Below are 18,910 nucleotides of genomic sequence, written 5' to 3'. Positions count from 1 at the left end.
GAATTATTAATTATTAATTGTTAATTAAATAATTGTGGTTTAAAGCCTCCCCTTTTAAGGGGAAAAAAGTGCTAGGATATTTCCCAATCTTCAATCAAGAACGGTTTTAACCAGAGGTAATTATCAATTATCCATTATCCATTATCAATTAATGAACTCTAGCTCTTATAGCAATTTCTGCTTGAGGAAACCGAGATGTTAATAAACTCCATTCTTGCCAAGGTAGTCGTCGAAGTTTAGGGTTTTTCACATCTAAAAATACACGAATTTATGAGCCAGAATTTTCCAATGAACTAAACACAGAAATTAATTCTTCTCGGATAGGTCGCCATTGACGCTCATCAGAATCTAGCCATTGATTAATATAAGTTTTTACCAGTTCTCTTTGTTCTAAACTAGAGTAAGAAATAGTTTGTTTGGGGCTAATTCGAGTCGCAATTTTACGAACCTCATCTAATTGGTTATAAGCTAATTGCCAATTACTCAAGGATGATTCTAATTCTGATGGTAAAGGCGGTAAAAAACCATCAATAGAATCAAATTTACTATCGTTAGTAGTGAGAGTAACAGGAAACCCAGGAGCTTCAGTTTCGATTAGTTTAATCTTAATAATACTCATACTGGCATTATATTTCATTCTATTTTTTCATGATATTTTGTATTTTAAGTTCCCCCCAAAAAAATTTTGCTGCTCTTCAGTTAGAGGGAGTTTATAATAAGTTTATACATAGATAATTACAGTAAAATCCTCTACAAAATAGCAAAAATATTAAGATATTTGCATTCCTCCTAACACCTAATACCATTTCTCAAAAAGTTTTCTACATTTGGTTAAGCAGGGAAGCAGGGGAGTGGTAGGGACGTTGCATGCAACGTCCGTACAGAGAAGTAAAGATAAGAATAATTAACATTAACAAGTGCTAAAATTAGCAAAAAGATTAAAATATGGGTGTTAACTACTTAATAACTGAAGTGTTAGCTAAGTATAGCATTACTTTTGCTGATTGGTATAATACCTAGTAACAAATCTAAGAGGCTAGCTGATGTCTGAATGCTTATATTACGAGGAAAATGAGGAAAAGATTTCTATCAGGATAATTATTGGAAGATAATGATACTACATATTTTTAAATATGGGGTTTATTTTTACAAAGATTTTGTATTTAATTTTACCTAACTTAATTATATTTTTTCAATAAAATAGTATTATTATCTATATTATTCGGATCATCAGTTATAAAAACCTGCCCATCTTTAGGGTAACTATAATGACTATTTCTACTCTTCTATGACCGAAAAATTTTGGTCTCAAGTCTCCTCTTTTAAGGAGATAAAAAAAGAATATTCCGTATTTCAAGCTTCCCTATTCCAGGAGGTACTGATAACTGATAATTGATAACTGATAACTGATAACTGAAATGACCCTCTTACCAATCAAATTTTCCAAATTATCTTCTGACTACTGACTAGAAAATAAGGTCTCAAACCTCCTATTTTAAAGGGATAAAAAAATAAAATTCAGTATTTCAAGCTTTTCTATTACCGAATAATTAATAATTATTAATTATTCAGGTTAAAAGCATCCCCTTTCAAGAGGAAAAAAAGTGCTAGGATATTTCCTTATATTCAATCCTCTCAATTTTAACCAGAGGTAATTATCCATTATCCATTAATGAAAGGAGGTACTGATAACTGAAGTAACTCCTCCCTAATTATTTACAACTAGAAAAAAATCTATAGCAATCCTAAATAGGTTGTGACAAGTTTTATAATAGTTGATTTTAACTGAAAGCCTTTGTAATTCTGACTCCTGTACGGACGTTGCACCGGCAAAAATGCGTTTTCCGTTCCGGAATGCTCCGCAAACATGTTGCGCAGCAAAACGTCCCTACGACTCCTAACTACTACCAAAATATTACAACTAAAATAGGATTGCTATATGTCTCGACCTACCTTATATATTGCCATTACTAATCATGGATTTGGTCATGCCGTCCGCATATCATCAGTTGCCAACCTGGTACAAAAAATGTGCCCAGATGTTTTATTAATTATGGTGACAACTGCTCCTCGTTGGTTATTAGAATCTTATATTTCTGGTGATTTTATTTATCGTCCTCGTGCTTTTGATGTGGGAGTTATTCAATCAGATAGTATCACTATGGATAAACAAACTACTCTAGAAAAATTGCAGGAAATTCGACACAAAGAACGGTCAATTATTGCTGGAGAAGTAAATTTTATTAAGCAAAATAGAGTAGATTTATTATTAGCAGATATTCCACCCATTGCTGCTAAAATTGCTCAAGCTGCTGATATTCCTGGTTGGATGATGGGTAATTTTGGTTGGGATTTTATTTATCGTTCTTGGGGTGGTGAATTTCTGGAAATTGCTGATTGGATAGGAGAATTTTTTGCTCAGTGTCAACGTTTATTTCGCCTTCCACTCCACGAACCTATGAGCATTTTTCCTAATATTTTAGATGTGGGTTTAACTGGGGGAACTCCACGTTATGAACCAGAAGAAATTAAAGCAAAATTTGATATTCATTCTGACCAAGAAAAAACTGTTTTACTTACTTTTGGCGGTTTAGGTTTAGACCAAATTCCTTATCAAAATCTGGCTCGTTTTCCTGACTGGAAATTTCTAACATTAGATAGTAATACTCCTGAACTTCCTAATCTAATAAATGTCACAAAAGAAGCTGAAAAAATAGATAAAAATTTACCACGTATTCGCCCTGTAGATTTGATGCCGATTTGTAGCAGAGTTGTTTCTAAACCAGGATATAGTACCTTTGCTGAAGCTTTGCGTTTAGAGATACCTATTATTTCATTAGTCAGAGAAGGTTTTGGCGAATCAAAATTTTTATTAGAAGGAATTCAAGATTATAGTTATCATCAAATTTTACCTCCAACAGAATTTTTTGATGGTGATTGGGAATTTCTCAGACAACCCCTACAAGCACCCCGTAAATCTGAAAAATTAGATAAAAATGGTACTGAAGCGATCGCTCAAGCAGTTGTAGATTATTTACAATAATTACTTATAACTATCCAATTACCGAATAATTAAGGTTTAAAGCCTCTCATAATCAAGGAGAAACAATGAATTTATTTTCCTTTTATTCAATCCTCTTCCTTTGAGGGAGAGGTAATTATCAATTATCCATTATCAATTATTGAACCATGGATAATTGATAATTAATCCCCAAAAGGTTAAAGCCTCTGCTTTCATCAGATTTTCTGATAATTCAATTCCATTACCGAATAATTAAGGTTTAAAACCTATCATGATCAAGGAGAAACAATGAATTTATTTTCCTTTTATTCAATCCTCTTCCTTTGAGGGAGAGGTAATTATCAATTATCCATTATCAATTATTGAACCATGGATAATTGATAATTAATCCCCAAAAGGTTAAAGCCTCTGCTTTCATCAGATTTTCTGATAATTCAATTCCATTACCGAATAATTAAGGTTTAAAACCTATCATGATCAAGGAGAAACAATGAATTTATTTTCCTTTTATTCAATCCTCTTCCTTTGAGGGAGAGGTAATTATCAATTATCAATTATTGAAGGTTTTAACCATAGTTCAGCAATTAACAATGTTCATGTGACGAGGTGCCGTTTGCGCAGCATTCCGTAGGAATACAATTAAGAATTATCTAGAGTGAAAAATTCTTAATTTATAACAGACTATCTCAGGCTTCTTTATGGCTTGTAAATTATTAATTATTAATTATTCATTATTAATGATTAATTACAATGGGAGGTTTGAAACCTGAATTGTTGAATGAATAATTAATTTAGTATCAACTGTTAATTATTAATTATTCGGTAATTATCCATTATTCATTGTCTATTATCAATTAATGAACGCACAATCTATTCAACTAAAAAAATATGATTCCTAACATTAATCTTAGGAACTTCATTGAAATTGATATGAACAGTATCATTGCAACTGGAGTTGAAATCGGACTTCTAATATGTCTCTTTGTAGCAATTAGATTTTTTCTAGACAGAGCCTATCAACAATTAACAAAAGTATCATCAATCAAAAAGAAGAAAAAAGATATTGAAGTTATCTACCAAAATATTCAGATATTATTAACTCTAAGTTGCTTACTATTATGTTTATTACTGGCAGGAATTAACGGATAGATTATTTATCAAGGAAAAAATTTAATCGAATACCAAACTTCTTTGATTCAAAGTATTTCCTTTGATTACTTGCTAGTTATAGGAATTAGAGTCCTCAAAATCTTGGGCATACTAATTTTAACTAAATGGAGTATTCCATATCTAAATAAATTTATAACTTGGCTAAAAGAGCGGGCGAAAAATTTTGATAAAATCACTGCCAATGATGCCAGTATTGAAAGATTATTTGAATTTTTCAGGAGCAACTTTAATAATATTATCTGGCTTTTGTATATTACTATATCAGCTCAAATCATGCTATTACCAGTAGTAATTATCAAATATCTGTATATAAGTTTGCAGGTTTATATGATTATTATTACTGGCTTACTATTTACTAAAGCTAATACAACAATTATTGATACATTTGATGCCCTAAGTAAAAAATATTCCGATCAAAGAAATATTTTACGCATCTACGATCGCCTCAGTAAATTAATTCCTCTTGCTAAAAAATTTCTTGAATATGCAATTTATATTACTACAGCTACTTTGGCAATTCAAAAAGTTGATTTTGTTGCTAGTTTAGCTCCTTATGGTCCTGTATTTCTGCAAATAATTGGGATTATTTTTATGAGTCGTGTTGTTCAAGAAATTGGTCAACTTGTAATAGAAGAAATATTACTGCGTGAAGGTGATACGGATGATTTATCTCGACAGAGACGAGAGACATTTTTACCTCTATTTCAAAGCTGTATTAAATACCTAATTTACTTTGGTACAGGAATAGCAATTCTTTATACTATTAAAATTGACCCGACTCCTATTTTAGCGGGTGTAGGTATTTTAGGTTTAACAATTGGAATGGGAGCGCAAAGTCTAGTTGAAGATATAGTTGCAGGTTTCTTTATTTTGTTTGAAAGTTACTATTTAGTAGGAGATTTTGTCGAGATAAATGGTGTAAGTGGTTTTGTCACAGGAATAGAATTAAGAACAACTCGTATTAATGATGGAGATAAAAATTATATTATTCATAATTGTGATGTTAAGGATATAGTTAATCACTCCAGCTATAGTAGTGCAGTAGTAATGCTCAAAATTCCTTATCAAGTTAAGATTAGTCAAATCTCTGAAATTGTAGAAAAAGTTGGAAAGAAGCTTCTAGAAGATTATCCGAAAGACATAATTGAAGCACCAATAATAGAAGGAGTAGAAGAATTTTCTGAGAATCAAATATTAATTGAAGTAGTTACACAAGTTAAACCAGGACAACATTTAATGATTCAGAAAGTTTTAGGTTTAATGATTAAAGAAGCTTTTGAGGAAGCAAATATTGAACTTCCTGTGGTTAATCATGTAACACTCAGTAACGATAAACCTATCCCAATATTTTTAAAACCTCTACGTTGAAATAATCTAAAAATAAATGTAAGTATTCAGCTATTAGCAGTCAGATATTAACTTCTTATAAATCAGGAGTCAGGAGTCGTATTGGAATGCTTTTAATACCATTTTTTAGGTCGGAAATTCTTTTTTTCCTCAAATATATATTTCATACAAAGTCTTTTAATTGGTAAGAATTTCCTGCGGAATGCTGCGCAAACAGCTATTAGCAGTCAGCAGTCACCTCCTAGTTTTTTAATGAAAGAAGTAAGCAGTATTTTAACTTCTACTTTATCAATTATATATCTGAGTTGTTAAACCATATATATTTATGGCTGGAAATTATAGATTTGTCTTCAAAGCTGATAGCTGTTAGCTGACGGCTAAATGCTTACTTTAATTGAGTTAACAAATCATAAATGTCAGGAGAAAATACAGAAAAATGGCGTTGGTAATTTTGGGTATTATTTGTATTTTTTAGTAGTTGCTAAACTCTTGAATAAGAAATATTTGAGATTGCTCAATTTTTATTTTCATACCTTGATTCAGCAACGCCAGAAAAATTAACAATGAAAATATTTACCACTAACCTATCCCCTATCCTCTAGTCTCACGGCTATAACTTTTTTTTGCCAGTCATAATTATTTTAGTAGGATATTCTTAGTAAATTAGATGTTGCTTTAAATGTCGGAATTCCACCTTATCAACCAGAGAAAAATCAAGCCAAATTTGGCATTCAGACAGACAAATAAAAAAGAGTTTTACTGACTTTTGATGCTTTGGGTTTAGCCAAAATTTATGATTAAAATATTTCTCGTTTTCCTGACTGGCAATTTGTTATATTTGATAGTAATATAGCAATTCTCATGCTGGTGAGGTACAAAATTCTAGGTTTTAGGGAACACGGAAATAAGGAATAGAAAAGAAATTAAAGATAGGTGTACCTCATAAGCTTGATAAACGCTATATTTCTGAACTTCCTAATCTAATCAATGTCAGGAAATCATTAGAAAAAATAAATGTAAATTTGCCAAATATTTACCCTATAGATTTAATGGCAATATATAGTAGGTTTATTTCTAAACCAGGATATAGTACTTTTGCTGAAGCTTTGTTTTTAGAAGTACCTGTTGTGCCATTTCAGTTATCAGTTATCAGTTATCAGTTAAAAGTTAAAAGTTAACAGTTAACAGTTAACAGTACCTCTGGCTAAACCCAGAGGCTTGAAATACTAAAGTTGATTTTTTTTATCCCCTTAAAAGGGGAGGCTTGAGACCTGATTTTTTGCTCATTAGTTAGAGAAGGTTTTGCCGAATCAAAATTATTCTTACCAGGAATTGAAGATTATAGTTATCATCAAATATTGCCTCCAATAGAATTTTTTGATAGTGATTGGGAATTTCTCATACAACCCCTACAAGCACCCCGTAAATCTGAAAAATTAGATAAAAATAGTAGTGAAGCGATCGCTCAAGCTGTTTAGATTATTTACAATAAGTAACCAAATATAATTAAATTTTACTATTTCATCAAGGACTCTAATCTAGTAGAGGAAATCAATTTCAAGGGCTTTGAATAATTTACATTATGTTACATAGTTAAGTTTATTTGCACCTACCTATTTAATCACTATTAACTATACAATTAAATAATAATCATTCAATTGCAATATATCCGGAAATATTAAATGAACATGAACATAAGTATGAATAACTTCATTGTAACTGGAGCTGAAATAGGATTCATAATATGTATCTTTGTGGCAATCAGATTTTTTGTCACTAGGATATATAAACAGTTACTTAAAGTTGACTCAATTAAAGCAAAAGAAAAAAATGTTCAACTTATCTACCAAAATTTGCAGATATTAATAACTATAAGTTCCCTACTATTATGTTTAGTAGTAGCAGGATTTAATGGATGGCTAATATATCAAGGAAAAGACTTAATAGAATACAAACAGTCCCTGATTCAAAATATTTCCCCAGATTACTGGATAGAAATAGGAATTGGAGTTATTAAAAGTCTGAGCTTATTAATATTAACTAGCTGGATTATCCCATATATAGATAAACTCCTAAATTGGTTGAACGAGCGAGCAAAAAATTTTGAAAAACTTACTGCTAATGATGAAACTATTGAAAATTTATTTAAGTTTTTCAAAGAAAACTTGAATAAGATTATCTGGCTACTTTCTATCACTATATCCGCCCAATTTCTGCAATTACCAACAGTAATAATCCAATATTTGTACATAGGTTTGCGGATTTATATGATTATAATCGCCGGATTACTATTTGTTAAAGCAAGTACAGCTGTAATTGATACTATTGATGCTCTGAGCAATAAATATTCCGAGCAAAAAAATATTTTTATCTTGCGCATCTACGATAATTTCAGTCATTTAATTCCTCTGGCAAAGCGATGTATTGAATATGCAATCTATATTGTTACAGCTACTTTAGTAATTCAACAACTTGATTTTATTGCCAAATTAGCTACTTATGGACCCTTATTAATTCAAATAATAGGAATTATCTTTATTACTCGTGTTGTTGAAGAAGTTGCTAAACTTGTACTAGAAAACTTACTACTTGATAATAATGATTCAAGCGATTTATCCCAACAAAGACGCAAGACATTTCTACCTTTATTTAAAAGCTTTATCAAATACTTTATTTACTTTGGTGCAGGTATTTCTATTCTTTATATTATTAAAATTGACCCGACTCCAATTTTAGCAGGTGTAGGTATTCTCGGTTTAACAGTGGGAATGGGTGCTAAAAGTCTGGTTGAAGATATAGTTGCAGGTTTCTTTATTTTGTTTGAAAATTATTACTTAGTAGGAGACTTTGTAGAGATAAATGGTGTTTATGGCTTTGTGACAGGAATAGAATTAAGAACCACTCGAATTAATTATGAAGATAAACATCACATTATCCATAATCGTGATGTTAAAGATGTAGTTAATCACTCACACCATAGTAATTCAGTTGTTACTCTTAAAATTCCTTATCAAAGTGATATTAATCAAATCTATGAAATTATAAATAGAGTAGGAAATAAGCTTCAAGAAAAGTATCCAGAAGAAATAATGAAAGGCACCGTAGTAGATGGAATAGAAGAATTTTATGACTATCAAATGTTAGTTCATATAACTACAGAAGTTAAACCAGGAAGACACATTGATATGAAGAGAATTCTTGGTACAATGATTAAACAAGCTTTCCAGGAAGAAGGTATTGAAATTCCTGTGATTCACCATTTAATGTTGGATAATGTTGAGTAATTAGGTGACAACAAATATCAACCTTAATAAAGATACTGTTAACCAAAAATAACATGACCAAAAAATAAGCTCTCATACCATTTCTCAAAAATATTGCTATATTTGATTTGGTGGGGGAGGGACGTTAGCATTTTTGTTATGCAACGTCTGTACAAATCAGAATAATTAACATCAACTGGCTAATAATTAGGGAAAAAGTTTTGGTTGCCTATGTTAATTACTGTAAGCATTCAGCCGTCAGCTATCAGCTAAGATGTTTATAGGGGTTTTCACGGCTCTGTTGACTTGCATTACTTCTGCCTTCTGCCCTCTGCCTTCTACCTTTAAGCCAAAATCTCTATATTCATTAGAATCATGAAAAGCGCGCTTACTATGAACGACCATATATTCAATTTTTGCTCCTAGCAATAGGGAATATAAAATCTAGATACACAACAGCTTATAATTCCCGTGCCTCCTAGCTATTTTCCCGTAGCTGTTTGCATAGCATTCCGTAGCTGATAGCTGAGTGCTAATAGCTGAATGCTTACTAATTACTTAATAACTGAAGTGTAGCCCAAGTATAGCTTTTTTTTTGGTAATTGGTCTCCAACCTCTCCTTTTAAGGGGAGAAAAATAATCAACTTGAGTATTTTAAGTCTCCCTATTCTATAGACATACTGATAACTGATAACTAATAACTCAAATGACTCACTATCAACAATTACTGCAAATTAATACTTCCGGTAAATCTTTATCCAAAATTACTTCTAAAGTTCAAGAAGCTGTAGCTAAGTCAGGGATAAAAACAGGTTTATGCAATCTATTTTTACGCCATACTTCCGCCAGTTTAATAATTCAAGAAAATGCCGATCCAGATGTATTAGTTGACTTAGAAAATTTTATTTCTAAATTAGTACCAGAAGGTTATCATTATATTCATAGTGCAGAAGGACCTGATGATATGCCAGCTCATATTCGCAGTGTTTTAACTCATACTTCTGAACAAATTCCTATTAATAATGGCAGATTAGTATTAGGTATTTGGCAAGGAATTTATGTTTGGGAACATCGCCAACGTAGTCATTGCCGAGAATTAGTAATTCATATTAGTGGAGAATAATTCAGAATTCAGAATTCAGAGAAGTTACTGCTACTTAGACATTTTATGGTAGAAAAATAGCTCAAAGTCAGTTTAAGGATTGATACTTTTTTAACCTTAAAGCATCTTTCCGTATAGTCTATATTTGAGCCTATTTTTTAGTTCTATTTTGTTTAAGTATCGAGATTGAGGAAGAAATATCCCTTTATTTTTCTATCGTTAATCTACTTAAAAGGCTAACTGTTTTAGCTTTTTAGATCGAAAATATTGCACCTTTTTTTACTCCAAAAATCCTAAAAGATTTACAGATAAAAGTTTTGAAAGTCAATCAGCAAGCTTTATAATAACTATTTCATTAAAAAAATAAAGTGGAATTATAGTCGTTTCAGTTTAGATTGAGACAAGTTTTTCTTCCTATAAAAGGATTTCAGCCGAAAAAGTTTTTCATTCTTAAATTAAATGACTATAGCAATCCTATTTTATTCGTGGCAAAAATCTTACTGCTTTTTAGGTAACAAGGAAGAGGGAACAGGGAACAGGTGAGAGTTTTAACTTTTTTATTGACTTTTTAATTACCCGCAACCTATTTAGGATTGCTATATATAACTAATATTATCTTCATATTAGTAGGGAAGTTGTATATAATATCCGTATGGATTAGGTTTTTTAGAGATAAGATATCTGGGTTTAATACAAACTAATCGTTAAAAAAATTACAAAACCATTATTATTAGTTAATAACTGAAGTATTGGTGAAGTAGAGAATTATTTTTTTGTAATTGGTATAATAACTAATTTAAAAACAGTGATTATGACTAATAAATTTATGACTAATTTCATTGGATCTAACTCTAGACAAATAAAATTTTCACATTGGCAAGTACAACTAATAGCACCGATAATATCTGCAGTAATATTTGCTTTTTGTTTTCCTCCCTATAATATTTACCCTCTAGCATTTGTCGCTTTCACACCTCTATTATTTGCAACTTTAACAGCTAAAAACTCTTGGCAAGCTAGGACAGTAGGATTTGTCTTCGGCTGTTTAGTGTATAGTTTCACATTGCACTGGATGTGGAATATTTTTCCCTGGTTTACAATTATTCTCTGGGGAATATTGGCTTTATTTCCTGCCATTTTTACATTAACTTTATTTCTGCTTAAACAGAGATGGGGAATAGTCACTTCTCTCACCACCGCTCCTTTTATTTGGATAGGTATAGAATATTTTCGTTCTGAATGTTGGTTTCTCAAATTTGCTTGGATAACTCCTGGTTTTTCCCAAGCAAAAAATTTACCTTTTTTACAGTTTGCTTCCATTTTAGGAGTTTACGGAATTTCTGCTTTAATCATCGCGGTTAACTGTTGTATCTGTTATTTGCTTCTTGATAAAAATAAACTAAATAAACGTTTATTACCAGTAGGAATTTCCCTTGTAATAATCGGCATAATTCATGGTTGGGGTTTTGCTCAAATTCCTACTCAAACTTTAGGTTAAATTCCAGTAGGAGTAATTCAAACAGAAGCAAGTAACTTGCTAGAAAATCGACAATTATCCGAGGAACTCTCAGGAAAAGTAAAATTAATTGTCTGGCCTGAATATTCACTATTTGAATATGTCGATCCAGATACAGAGCTATTCCAAAAATTATCTCAAATCGCCATTGATACTCAAGCCTATTTAATAGTAGGCGCTCAAGAAAAAGTAGCAAATTCTCCCAAAAATTTCTACAATACTGCTTTACTTTTATCACCTACTGGAGAAAAAATAGGGAGCTATTATAAAAATAATCCAGTGCAATTTTTTGATGATGGAACACGAGGAAAAAGCTTTCCAGTTTTTGATACTCAAATTGGAAAAATTGGCATTGCAATTTGTTATGATATGGATTTTTCTCATGTTTTTCTAAATCTAGTTCGTAACGGTGCAGAAATATTAACAGTTCCTACTTACGATGAAATGGGATGGTCAGAAATACAACATCTTCAACACTCAGCAATGGCACCTGCTCGTGCTATTGAACATCGACGTTGGGTAGTCCGTGCTGCTAGTTCTGGAGTTTCTCAAATTATTAATCCTTATGGAGAAATTCAACAAAGTTTAGATGTAGGTTTAACAGGTACTATTTCTGGAAAAATTGACAAGCGTTCGTCCTTAACTTTTTATGCTAGTTTTGGCTATTTATTAACTCCTATTTGTTTGGTATTAGTTATTAGTTATTTGGGGTATGAGTTGGTTTTGGATATGAGTTGGTTTTGGATATTAAAAATACTTTGAATAAAAAGTTCAGCAAAATATAATATTATGTCAGAATAATCAGTGATAAAAAAATTTTTGTTCGTAGTAGGGCTAAAGCCCTATCTGTAGTTCGGGCTGAGAGCTATACTACAAACTTGAATTGTAACTATTTAATCGGACATGATATAACAGGAATTACGCGAAGAAACCGGGTTTCTCCAAGAAACCGGGTTTCTGATTTCACCTGTGTAAGTCTTATATAAATTAGCAATAACTTTGGAATGCTTGATGTACTTTTTCTAACAAGCTACAAACAGAATTAAAATCTCTTGTTTGTTGAGACAAAGGTATTAACATCTGCGAGGCAAGAATCACAAAACGATCGCCTGCGGAAATTGACATTCCAGCATCTTCAAGTTGTTTTGCTAAAGTTTTAGTTTTACTAATGATAGTCTGTTCATCTAGATAAAAATCAAATGAAGAATACTTCTTACAAATCAAAATGGCATCAATACTAATAGGATGTTTCGCTGCTTTCTTCGGAGTTGCTGCGCGTAACTCTCCATGAACTGGATGTGCTTCAATAACAACCATTTCAGCGATCGTAATAGCTTGACAAATAGCCGCCCACCCCTCTACCTTAGAGTGATGAAAACTGAATACCAAAACTCCATCATCCTTAAGTACGCGCCGACACTCAGAAAAAACTGCACCAAGTTGTCTGGCAAATATATGATGATCTTTATCTTGAACTTCTCCTCGATCTGATGAATCATATTTAGTGAACTCTGGGTAACTGTCTTTGAGAACAGGAGATAACCAGGCAAAAAAGAAATCGCTCAACTCACTGTAATGAACAAAATCGAAATAAGGGGGATCGGTAATAACTGCATCTACTGATTTTGCAGGTAAAGGTAGACGGGAGCTATCACCATTAAGCACCATCAAACTATCTTTCCTCTTCTGGAAATGCTCCCATGTTTCTACAGTCTGAACATTAATAGGTTGACTGGATATAGTTTTTTTTGAGGCTGTTTGTTTTGTTAAGTAACCCTGAAAATAAATTTCAAAAGGATAGTCAAGATAGCATTTTGCCCGCATCAGACGTGACTCAAATAGGGTGCTAAAAGTACCACTGCTTTTATTCGTTCCCCATATTGAATTTTCCAACGGAGTACGCTCTGGTTTTAATATATGATTCGAGAACGTATGTCGCACAGCACCAGTACCCTCTCCCTTGAAACTGCAAAACAGGTTGTTAAACTCTAAAGTGCTTGAAAATAAGCATAGCATTTGTTCCCGAATAGCTTTCTCCTCTATCTCAAGGATACTTCGCAACAGGAGTCCAAGACATAATAACTGTCTAGAATTAAAAAAGTCTCGCCAATGGGTATAGTTATAGCTACGAGCTTGGTTAGTATTATGTCCTGGTCTAACTTTCAAAGTTGGCAGTGGCAATGTCTCACTTTGTAACCTTGCCTCTGCTTCCGCATAAAGTAATAAATCTTCTTCTCCCACCGGAAGGTAAACTTTTTCACCATTTGGACGCAGTGCCATAATAGCATACAACCGATGAACTGGTGGGTTGCCGTTAGATGGCAAGAGGTCTTTAATTCGATAGCGAGTACCGTCTTTTGCAATTATGTACTGACCTGATGCAGGTCCTTTTTGAGGATTAAAGCGATACTGACAATGAGGACATATAAGGTCAATTGCATCATAGCGATTTTCAATTATATTCCAACAACTCGGACAAATAATTTGAGCTTTCGGCTTTTTCTTGGGGTAAGCATTTTGCGAGAACACATACCGAGAAAAAAGTGGAATTGTTTCTCCGTTTGGGGTGGTGACAGTTTTCACCCAGAAAAAGTAAAGTACCGATATCAGTTTGCTAGTTTGTGGATCTCTTGTCTGATAGTAGCGACGAATTTCAGGAGCAACCTTATGTTCCAGAAGAGCAAATGTAGCGCGAAGTTCTGTTTCTGGTACTCTGGTAAATGCTTGACGAACAAGGAAACTGCTTATGGGGTTAATATCACAGCCAATTGCCTTAGCTCCAAGCTTAACTGCTTCTCCTAGAGTTGTACCACTGCCCATAAAAGGATCTAGTATCACTTTGTCGGTGAATTGGTGACTTTTATAGAAATTCTTCCAAGTCTTAGCACCAGAAGGACTCAGAGCTGCCAAAGTAATGGCACGAAAAACGCTACCCAAGCGTGTCGCCCACCATTTATGAATGTGATATATTGGACGATTAATCTCCTTACGCCAGCTCTCTCGTTCTGCAACTTGGCTAATTTCAACAATTGGGAAATCCCTTTCAATAGCTGTAGTTGCATGAGTTGGAATGAATGGAACTTTTTTAGCATTCAGATTCAATGCTCTTGACCTCCCGCACTTTCATCAAAATTAGGAACAACACCAGCTATTGTCACCGACTTTGAACTTTGGCTTGCCAACCTATAGGCTACAAACTTGTGTTCATTGCCAGCATTAGGGTTAGGAATTCTCGTGGCATTCAGTTCGTTAGTCTGTAAATCGAAAGTGTAACCCACAACCAGAGTATTTGTCTCAATACGACTTAAGCGACCAACTTCTTGAAACCTAGAGTCCACATCCATACAGTCAGGCACAATGAGAGTCATCAAACCAGTTGTTCCTTCAGTCAAAGCAAAAGGTGTCGGAGCAACATACATTTTACGATCGCGAATCATCACATCACCATAAGTTCCAAAACCTTTAATGCTCTTATTCTTGTGAATATAGTTGCGCTCGGCGTTCAGAAAATCACCGTGACAGATTACTAGATCGATTACGGGATACTGTTTGCTTCCCTTACCTCGATCTGGATAACCCGATAAATCAGCAGGATAACGACCAAAAACATAAAATATTTCTCTTCCATTATGATAACCTGTTGGAACTTGACTATTGCAATCGTAATCCCGTTCACGACCTGGCCAAGCTAACCCCTTAACTTCATACCCTTCAGTTGACTCAACCAAGCAGAAATCAGGATAGCTATTCCGGCCTGATTCCTCAAAATGAACTGGGATATCTTGCAAACGTTTTTTAAACCAGTTTTGAAAGTGAAATTCTTTATCCTTATGACTTATAGATTCAATCAGTTCACCTTCCTGGACAGCTAATACGCACTGCTCAAAAATATCAAAGCAGGTTGTATTTGTCATCTAGATTTTCCTTTTTTCAAAATGTCCAAAAAGCTCGAAACTTTAATTAAATATTATATCATATTAACACTCTTTTTAACAAGAGCTTCAGTATAGCTAAAATAGATTAAATTCAGTATTAATTATAGTAGAGTGAATTATGTTTCAATACAATTTGTTTTCTCAACCAAAACCAAAACCACTTAATATTATCTATTGCTTCATAACAAGAGGAAGCACAATATTATTTCGTACTGCAATGGCGATCGCTATCTTAGGAACTGTAAGTTGTACCACCAAAGTGCAACTTGAATCTCCCACCGTTGCTCAGACTCCAAGCAAATCCACTCTAAATTCATCCGTCTCTAATAATGAAAATATCGCCTCTACTTCAGGCTACCAAAAAATAACTGTAGTCGAAAATCTCGAACATCCCTGGGGTATTGACTGGTTGCCAGATGGAGCAATGTTAATTACCGAAAGACCAGGGCGGTTGCGAATTGTTCGTGATGGAATTTTAGACCCCGCTCCTATTGCCGGAGTTCCTCAAGTATTTGCTGTTAGTCAAGGTGGTTTATTAGATGTCTCAGTTCATCCGCGCTTTGCAGAAAATCGTTGGATATATCTAACCTATTCCCACGGCGATCGCTCCGCAAACCGGACTCGTATCGCCCGCGCTCGACTTGAGAATAATACTCTGCGCGATCTAAAAGTAATCTTTGAGGTTTCCCAGACAAAACCAGGGGCACAACATTACGGGTCGCGTCTTGTTTGGTTGCCTGATGGAACCCTAGTGGCAAGCATTGGTGATGGAGGCAACCCACCTATTGAATACAATGGTGAATTTATCCGACAACAAGCTCAAAACCGCAAAAGCCATCTTGGCAAGGTGATCAGATTGAATGATGATGGTTCCATACCCTCCAATAATCCTTTTGCTACTTCTACAGATGCCGAACCTGCCGTCTGGAGTTATGGTCATCGCAATATCCAAGGAATTGCATTAGACCCAACAAAAAATCGAATTTGGGCAACCGAACATGGTTCCAGAGGTGGTGACGAACTGAATTTAATTGAGGTCGGAGAAAACTATGGTTGGCCTGTAGTTACTCACAGTCGCGAATATTCGGGAGGACTCATCTCCCCTGAAACATCTCGCCCTGGTCTGATAGATCCCAAAGTAGTATGGACTCCTTCGATAGCTCCCTCTGGTTTAGCTTTTTATAACGGCGATCGCTTTCCCCAATGGCGAGGTAATTTATTTGCGGGTGGGTTAGTATCCCAAGATATTCGTCGTATTGAGCTAGACGAAGCGGGTAATGTTATCGGTCAGCATTCTATTCCTATAGGTCAGAGAGTGCGGGATGTCCGACAGGGACCCGATGGACTGTTGTATGTTCTCACCGATGCGCCAAACGGGCAATTAATTCGGTTGGAACCTGTGGGAATTTAGAATTTAGAATTCAGAATTTAGAATTGGGAATTTAGAATTTAGAAGGAAAAATTCAATTATTTGGATAGTGGGAGCATCTTGCTCTCTTGTGTTTGTAGTTGGGCTTTAGCCCGAACATAGATATTGCTCAAGCCCAACTACGAGCTTTAATTAGGGCTTGCTGATTAAATATAAAAGCATTGACGGATAAAGGTTTTAGCAATTTGATGTCTGGAAAAAGTACCAGCTTTTTGGTTGATCAAGCAGAAAAAGTGAGCATTTTGGGTAGATTATGGCAGAAAAATCACTCTTACTATTCTTCCTCCTGCCTCCTCTATAATTCCCATTCCTCCTGACTCCTGTACGGGCGTTAACGATAGTTATGCGAAGCTAACGGCCGTTTCGCGGAGCGACATGAAACGCCCCTACGACTCCTGACTCCTACCCTCACCCATAATAATTTTTCACCAAACCCTAATTACTATTCAACCTAACAGCAATTTGCACCTCACTCCTTTTCAAATCTTCCGGTGTCATCGGCGAATTATACAACAACCGTCTCGGCGAACTCACAACTTCATATTCTGGGTGCTGCGCTAACCAATGTTGCAGCTTTTGCAAATTTTGTTCGTAGCTCTCCCAAGTATAAGCACCCTGCACTCCAATACTCACAACTGTCATTGGCAAAGTATCTCTCACCATCACCTGAGAATCAATTTTTTGGGGAGTCATATCTGGGGTGGAATAGAGAAAAGATACCTCTGTTTGTTCGCCTTCAACGACATAACGAGCTTCCACAGGGGTTGTCATGGCAATTTGATTAGTGCTGATATGTTGATATAGTGGGTCGAATGCGACTCTGGTTGCCATCCGGGAATCTCCTGTATGGGTGTAGGTGACGCCACGGTATTGGGGATATTGTTTAACTTCGATGACGTTTACTTCAGTAGGTTGAGGAAAACCTAGGGGTAAGGATGCAGACATAATTTTTTGGATGATTTGTTTAAGAGGATATTTTAATAATTAAGGTAGCACAAAACATCTTGCTTGTGATAGCTGTTTTTAGAATTTCCCAACTCCAATGAAAGCAGGTTTGATATAACTTATGGTATCAAATCAGGATAATTACTAGACCAAAGTCATTGCGACTGGAACCGAGTGGAAGGTTTGCGGAGCATTCCGGAACGGATAGCAATCTCCCAAACCCTTGAGATTCCTTTCCTGACGGAATGCTCCGCATTCATGTCGGCTCAAGCGCCGAAACGCTGTCGCTCGACGACTTTTCAGCAAGATTCTATATAAGTTCTGACTTTGTTAAAGGTACTCAAACTAGCTATTTTCTAATCGCTGCAATTTCCATTTTTCCCACTCCCGCAGTTTTTCGTCTGGGTCATTTGTTGCTCTGTCTTGTAATAGTGGGAGAGTTTGCGGATGGTCTGAATATTGTTTAACTATTGCTTCTAGAAGTTTGGTTGAGTTTAGGAGTAGGGTAGTTTTTGCGCTCCGCAAAGCGTCAGCACAACACAGCGAAAGTTAACGGTGGTGAGTCAATGAATGTAATACACAATACTATATTATGTACTATTGTACAATAGATGAATAAAACATCAATTTATGGAAAACAGAGCGATCGCTACAATATAATACACAATACTATATTATGTACTATTGTACAATAGATGAATAAAACATCAATTTATGGAAAACAGAGCGATCGCTCATGTAGGTTGGGTAGAGCGACAGCGAAACCCAACAGATACAATATTGTTGTTGGGTTGAAGTACGAAACCCAACCTACAAAATTTTGTTAAAGGTACTCAAACTAGCTATTTTCTAATCGCTGCAATTTCCTTTTTGCCCACTTCCGCAGTTGTTCGTCTGGGTCGTTTGCTGCTCTGTCTTGTAATAGTGGCAAGGTTTGCCGATGGTCTGGATATTGTTTGACTATTGCTTCTAGTGCTGTTTGTCGAGGGTTGTGTTGATATTCATTTTCACGTTGAAAGGGGTCATGGAGGGCGGTATTGTAAAACAATTCTAAAATTCCCGGTTCATGTTTCCAACCAGTAGCTATTTGTTCCACTGCTTCAAGTCGGACTTCCCAATTCTCATCAGACACAACCCTTTGTTTGAGTAATTCTAAAATTCCCTCTTCATGTTTCCAACCA

General features: G+C 34.6%; 15 protein-coding genes. 9 read left to right on the top strand and 6 right to left on the bottom strand.

The window, feature by feature from the left end:
* Positions 1-268 precede the first annotated feature (268 nt).
* Complete coding sequence (locus ACP6PK_RS03850) at positions 269-637, bottom strand: hypothetical protein (RefSeq protein WP_426557910.1); 369 nt, start codon at positions 635-637, stop codon at positions 269-271.
* Between the two features lie 1,302 nt (positions 638-1,939).
* Between ACP6PK_RS03850 and ACP6PK_RS03845 the strand changes: the two genes are divergently transcribed.
* From ACP6PK_RS03845 to ACP6PK_RS03810, 8 genes are all read left to right on the top strand, one after another.
* On the top strand, positions 1,940-3,043 hold the full coding sequence (locus tag ACP6PK_RS03845; RefSeq protein WP_426557908.1) for a glycosyl transferase: 1,104 nt from the start codon (positions 1,940-1,942) through the stop codon (positions 3,041-3,043).
* Positions 3,044-3,952: 909 nt separating this feature from the next.
* A complete protein-coding gene (locus ACP6PK_RS03840; protein ID WP_426557906.1) occupies positions 3,953-4,171 on the top strand; it encodes a hypothetical protein in 219 nt (72 codons plus the stop codon).
* A 102-nt stretch (positions 4,172-4,273) separates the two neighbouring features.
* The gene (locus tag ACP6PK_RS03835; RefSeq protein WP_426557904.1) at positions 4,274-5,560 is read left to right on the top strand and encodes a mechanosensitive ion channel family protein; all 1,287 of its coding nucleotides are present in this window, start codon (positions 4,274-4,276) and stop codon (positions 5,558-5,560) included.
* 1,001 nt (positions 5,561-6,561) lie between these two features.
* Positions 6,562-6,717 carry a hypothetical protein gene (locus ACP6PK_RS03830; RefSeq protein WP_426557902.1) on the top strand — a complete coding sequence of 52 codons (156 nt, stop codon included), beginning with the start codon at positions 6,562-6,564 and terminating at the stop codon, positions 6,715-6,717.
* Positions 6,718-7,239: 522 nt separating this feature from the next.
* Positions 7,240-8,823, top strand: a complete 1,584-nt coding sequence (locus ACP6PK_RS03825) for a mechanosensitive ion channel family protein (protein ID WP_426557900.1) — start codon at positions 7,240-7,242, stop codon at positions 8,821-8,823.
* A 685-nt stretch (positions 8,824-9,508) separates the two neighbouring features.
* Complete coding sequence (locus ACP6PK_RS03820) at positions 9,509-9,925, top strand: secondary thiamine-phosphate synthase enzyme YjbQ (RefSeq protein WP_426557898.1); 417 nt, start codon at positions 9,509-9,511, stop codon at positions 9,923-9,925.
* Positions 9,926-10,730: 805 nt separating this feature from the next.
* Entirely contained in the window at positions 10,731-11,402 is a 672-nt protein-coding gene (locus ACP6PK_RS03815) for a hypothetical protein (RefSeq protein ID WP_426557896.1), read from the top strand.
* Positions 11,403-11,438: 36 nt separating this feature from the next.
* Positions 11,439-12,182, top strand: a complete 744-nt coding sequence (locus tag ACP6PK_RS03810) for an apolipoprotein N-acyltransferase (protein ID WP_426557894.1) — start codon at positions 11,439-11,441, stop codon at positions 12,180-12,182.
* Positions 12,183-12,407: 225 nt separating this feature from the next.
* Here the strand turns inward: ACP6PK_RS03810 and ACP6PK_RS03805 are convergent, their stop codons facing one another.
* Positions 12,408-14,522: a DNA methyltransferase gene (locus tag ACP6PK_RS03805; RefSeq protein ID WP_426557892.1), complete on the bottom strand. Its 2,115-nt coding sequence runs from the start codon at positions 14,520-14,522 to the stop codon at positions 12,408-12,410.
* Positions 14,519-15,334, bottom strand: coding sequence for a hypothetical protein (locus tag ACP6PK_RS03800; protein ID WP_426557890.1), 816 nt, complete (start codon positions 15,332-15,334; stop codon positions 14,519-14,521). Before ACP6PK_RS03800 ends, ACP6PK_RS03805 begins: the two co-directional genes overlap by 4 nt.
* 139 nt (positions 15,335-15,473) lie before the next feature.
* On the opposite strand from ACP6PK_RS03800, the gene ACP6PK_RS03795 reads away from it, so the two are divergent.
* Entirely contained in the window at positions 15,474-16,766 is a 1,293-nt protein-coding gene (locus ACP6PK_RS03795; RefSeq protein WP_426557888.1) for a PQQ-dependent sugar dehydrogenase, read from the top strand.
* Between the two features lie 453 nt (positions 16,767-17,219).
* On the opposite strand, the gene ACP6PK_RS03790 is transcribed toward ACP6PK_RS03795, so the two are convergent.
* The 3 genes from ACP6PK_RS03790 to ACP6PK_RS03780 all read right to left on the bottom strand — a co-directional run.
* Positions 17,220-17,729, bottom strand: a complete 510-nt coding sequence (locus ACP6PK_RS03790) for a heme-binding protein (RefSeq protein WP_426557886.1) — start codon at positions 17,727-17,729, stop codon at positions 17,220-17,222.
* A 345-nt stretch (positions 17,730-18,074) separates the two neighbouring features.
* The gene (locus tag ACP6PK_RS03785) at positions 18,075-18,254 is read right to left on the bottom strand and encodes a hypothetical protein (protein ID WP_094673509.1); all 180 of its coding nucleotides are present in this window, start codon (positions 18,252-18,254) and stop codon (positions 18,075-18,077) included.
* A gap of 313 nt (positions 18,255-18,567) precedes the next feature.
* On the bottom strand, positions 18,568-18,910 hold a 343-nt coding region (locus ACP6PK_RS03780; protein WP_426557883.1), incomplete at its 5' end, for a HEAT repeat domain-containing protein.

The organism is Dapis hubbardiae BLCC-M172 (assembly GCF_050016015.1).
In the GTDB taxonomy this organism is placed as follows: Bacteria; Cyanobacteriota; Cyanobacteriia; order Cyanobacteriales; family Microcoleaceae; genus Trichodesmium.
Note: the sequence above shows the minus strand (reverse complement) of the source record. Positions and strands in the feature narration are given on the sequence as shown.

Coding starts and splice junctions, on each gene's coding strand:
- ACP6PK_RS03850 (WP_426557910.1), bottom strand. CDS start 637: ATGAAATATAATGCCAGTATGAGTATTATTAAGATTAAACTAATCGAA.
- ACP6PK_RS03845 (WP_426557908.1), top strand. CDS start 1,940: ATGTCTCGACCTACCTTATATATTGCCATTACTAATCATGGATTTGGT.
- ACP6PK_RS03840 (WP_426557906.1), top strand. CDS start 3,953: ATGAACAGTATCATTGCAACTGGAGTTGAAATCGGACTTCTAATATGT.
- ACP6PK_RS03825 (WP_426557900.1), top strand. CDS start 7,240: ATGAATAACTTCATTGTAACTGGAGCTGAAATAGGATTCATAATATGT.
- ACP6PK_RS03820 (WP_426557898.1), top strand. CDS start 9,509: ATGACTCACTATCAACAATTACTGCAAATTAATACTTCCGGTAAATCT.
- ACP6PK_RS03815 (WP_426557896.1), top strand. CDS start 10,731: ATGACTAATTTCATTGGATCTAACTCTAGACAAATAAAATTTTCACAT.
- ACP6PK_RS03800 (WP_426557890.1), bottom strand. CDS start 15,334: ATGACAAATACAACCTGCTTTGATATTTTTGAGCAGTGCGTATTAGCT.
- ACP6PK_RS03795 (WP_426557888.1), top strand. CDS start 15,474: ATGTTTCAATACAATTTGTTTTCTCAACCAAAACCAAAACCACTTAAT.
- ACP6PK_RS03790 (WP_426557886.1), bottom strand. CDS start 17,729: ATGTCTGCATCCTTACCCCTAGGTTTTCCTCAACCTACTGAAGTAAAC.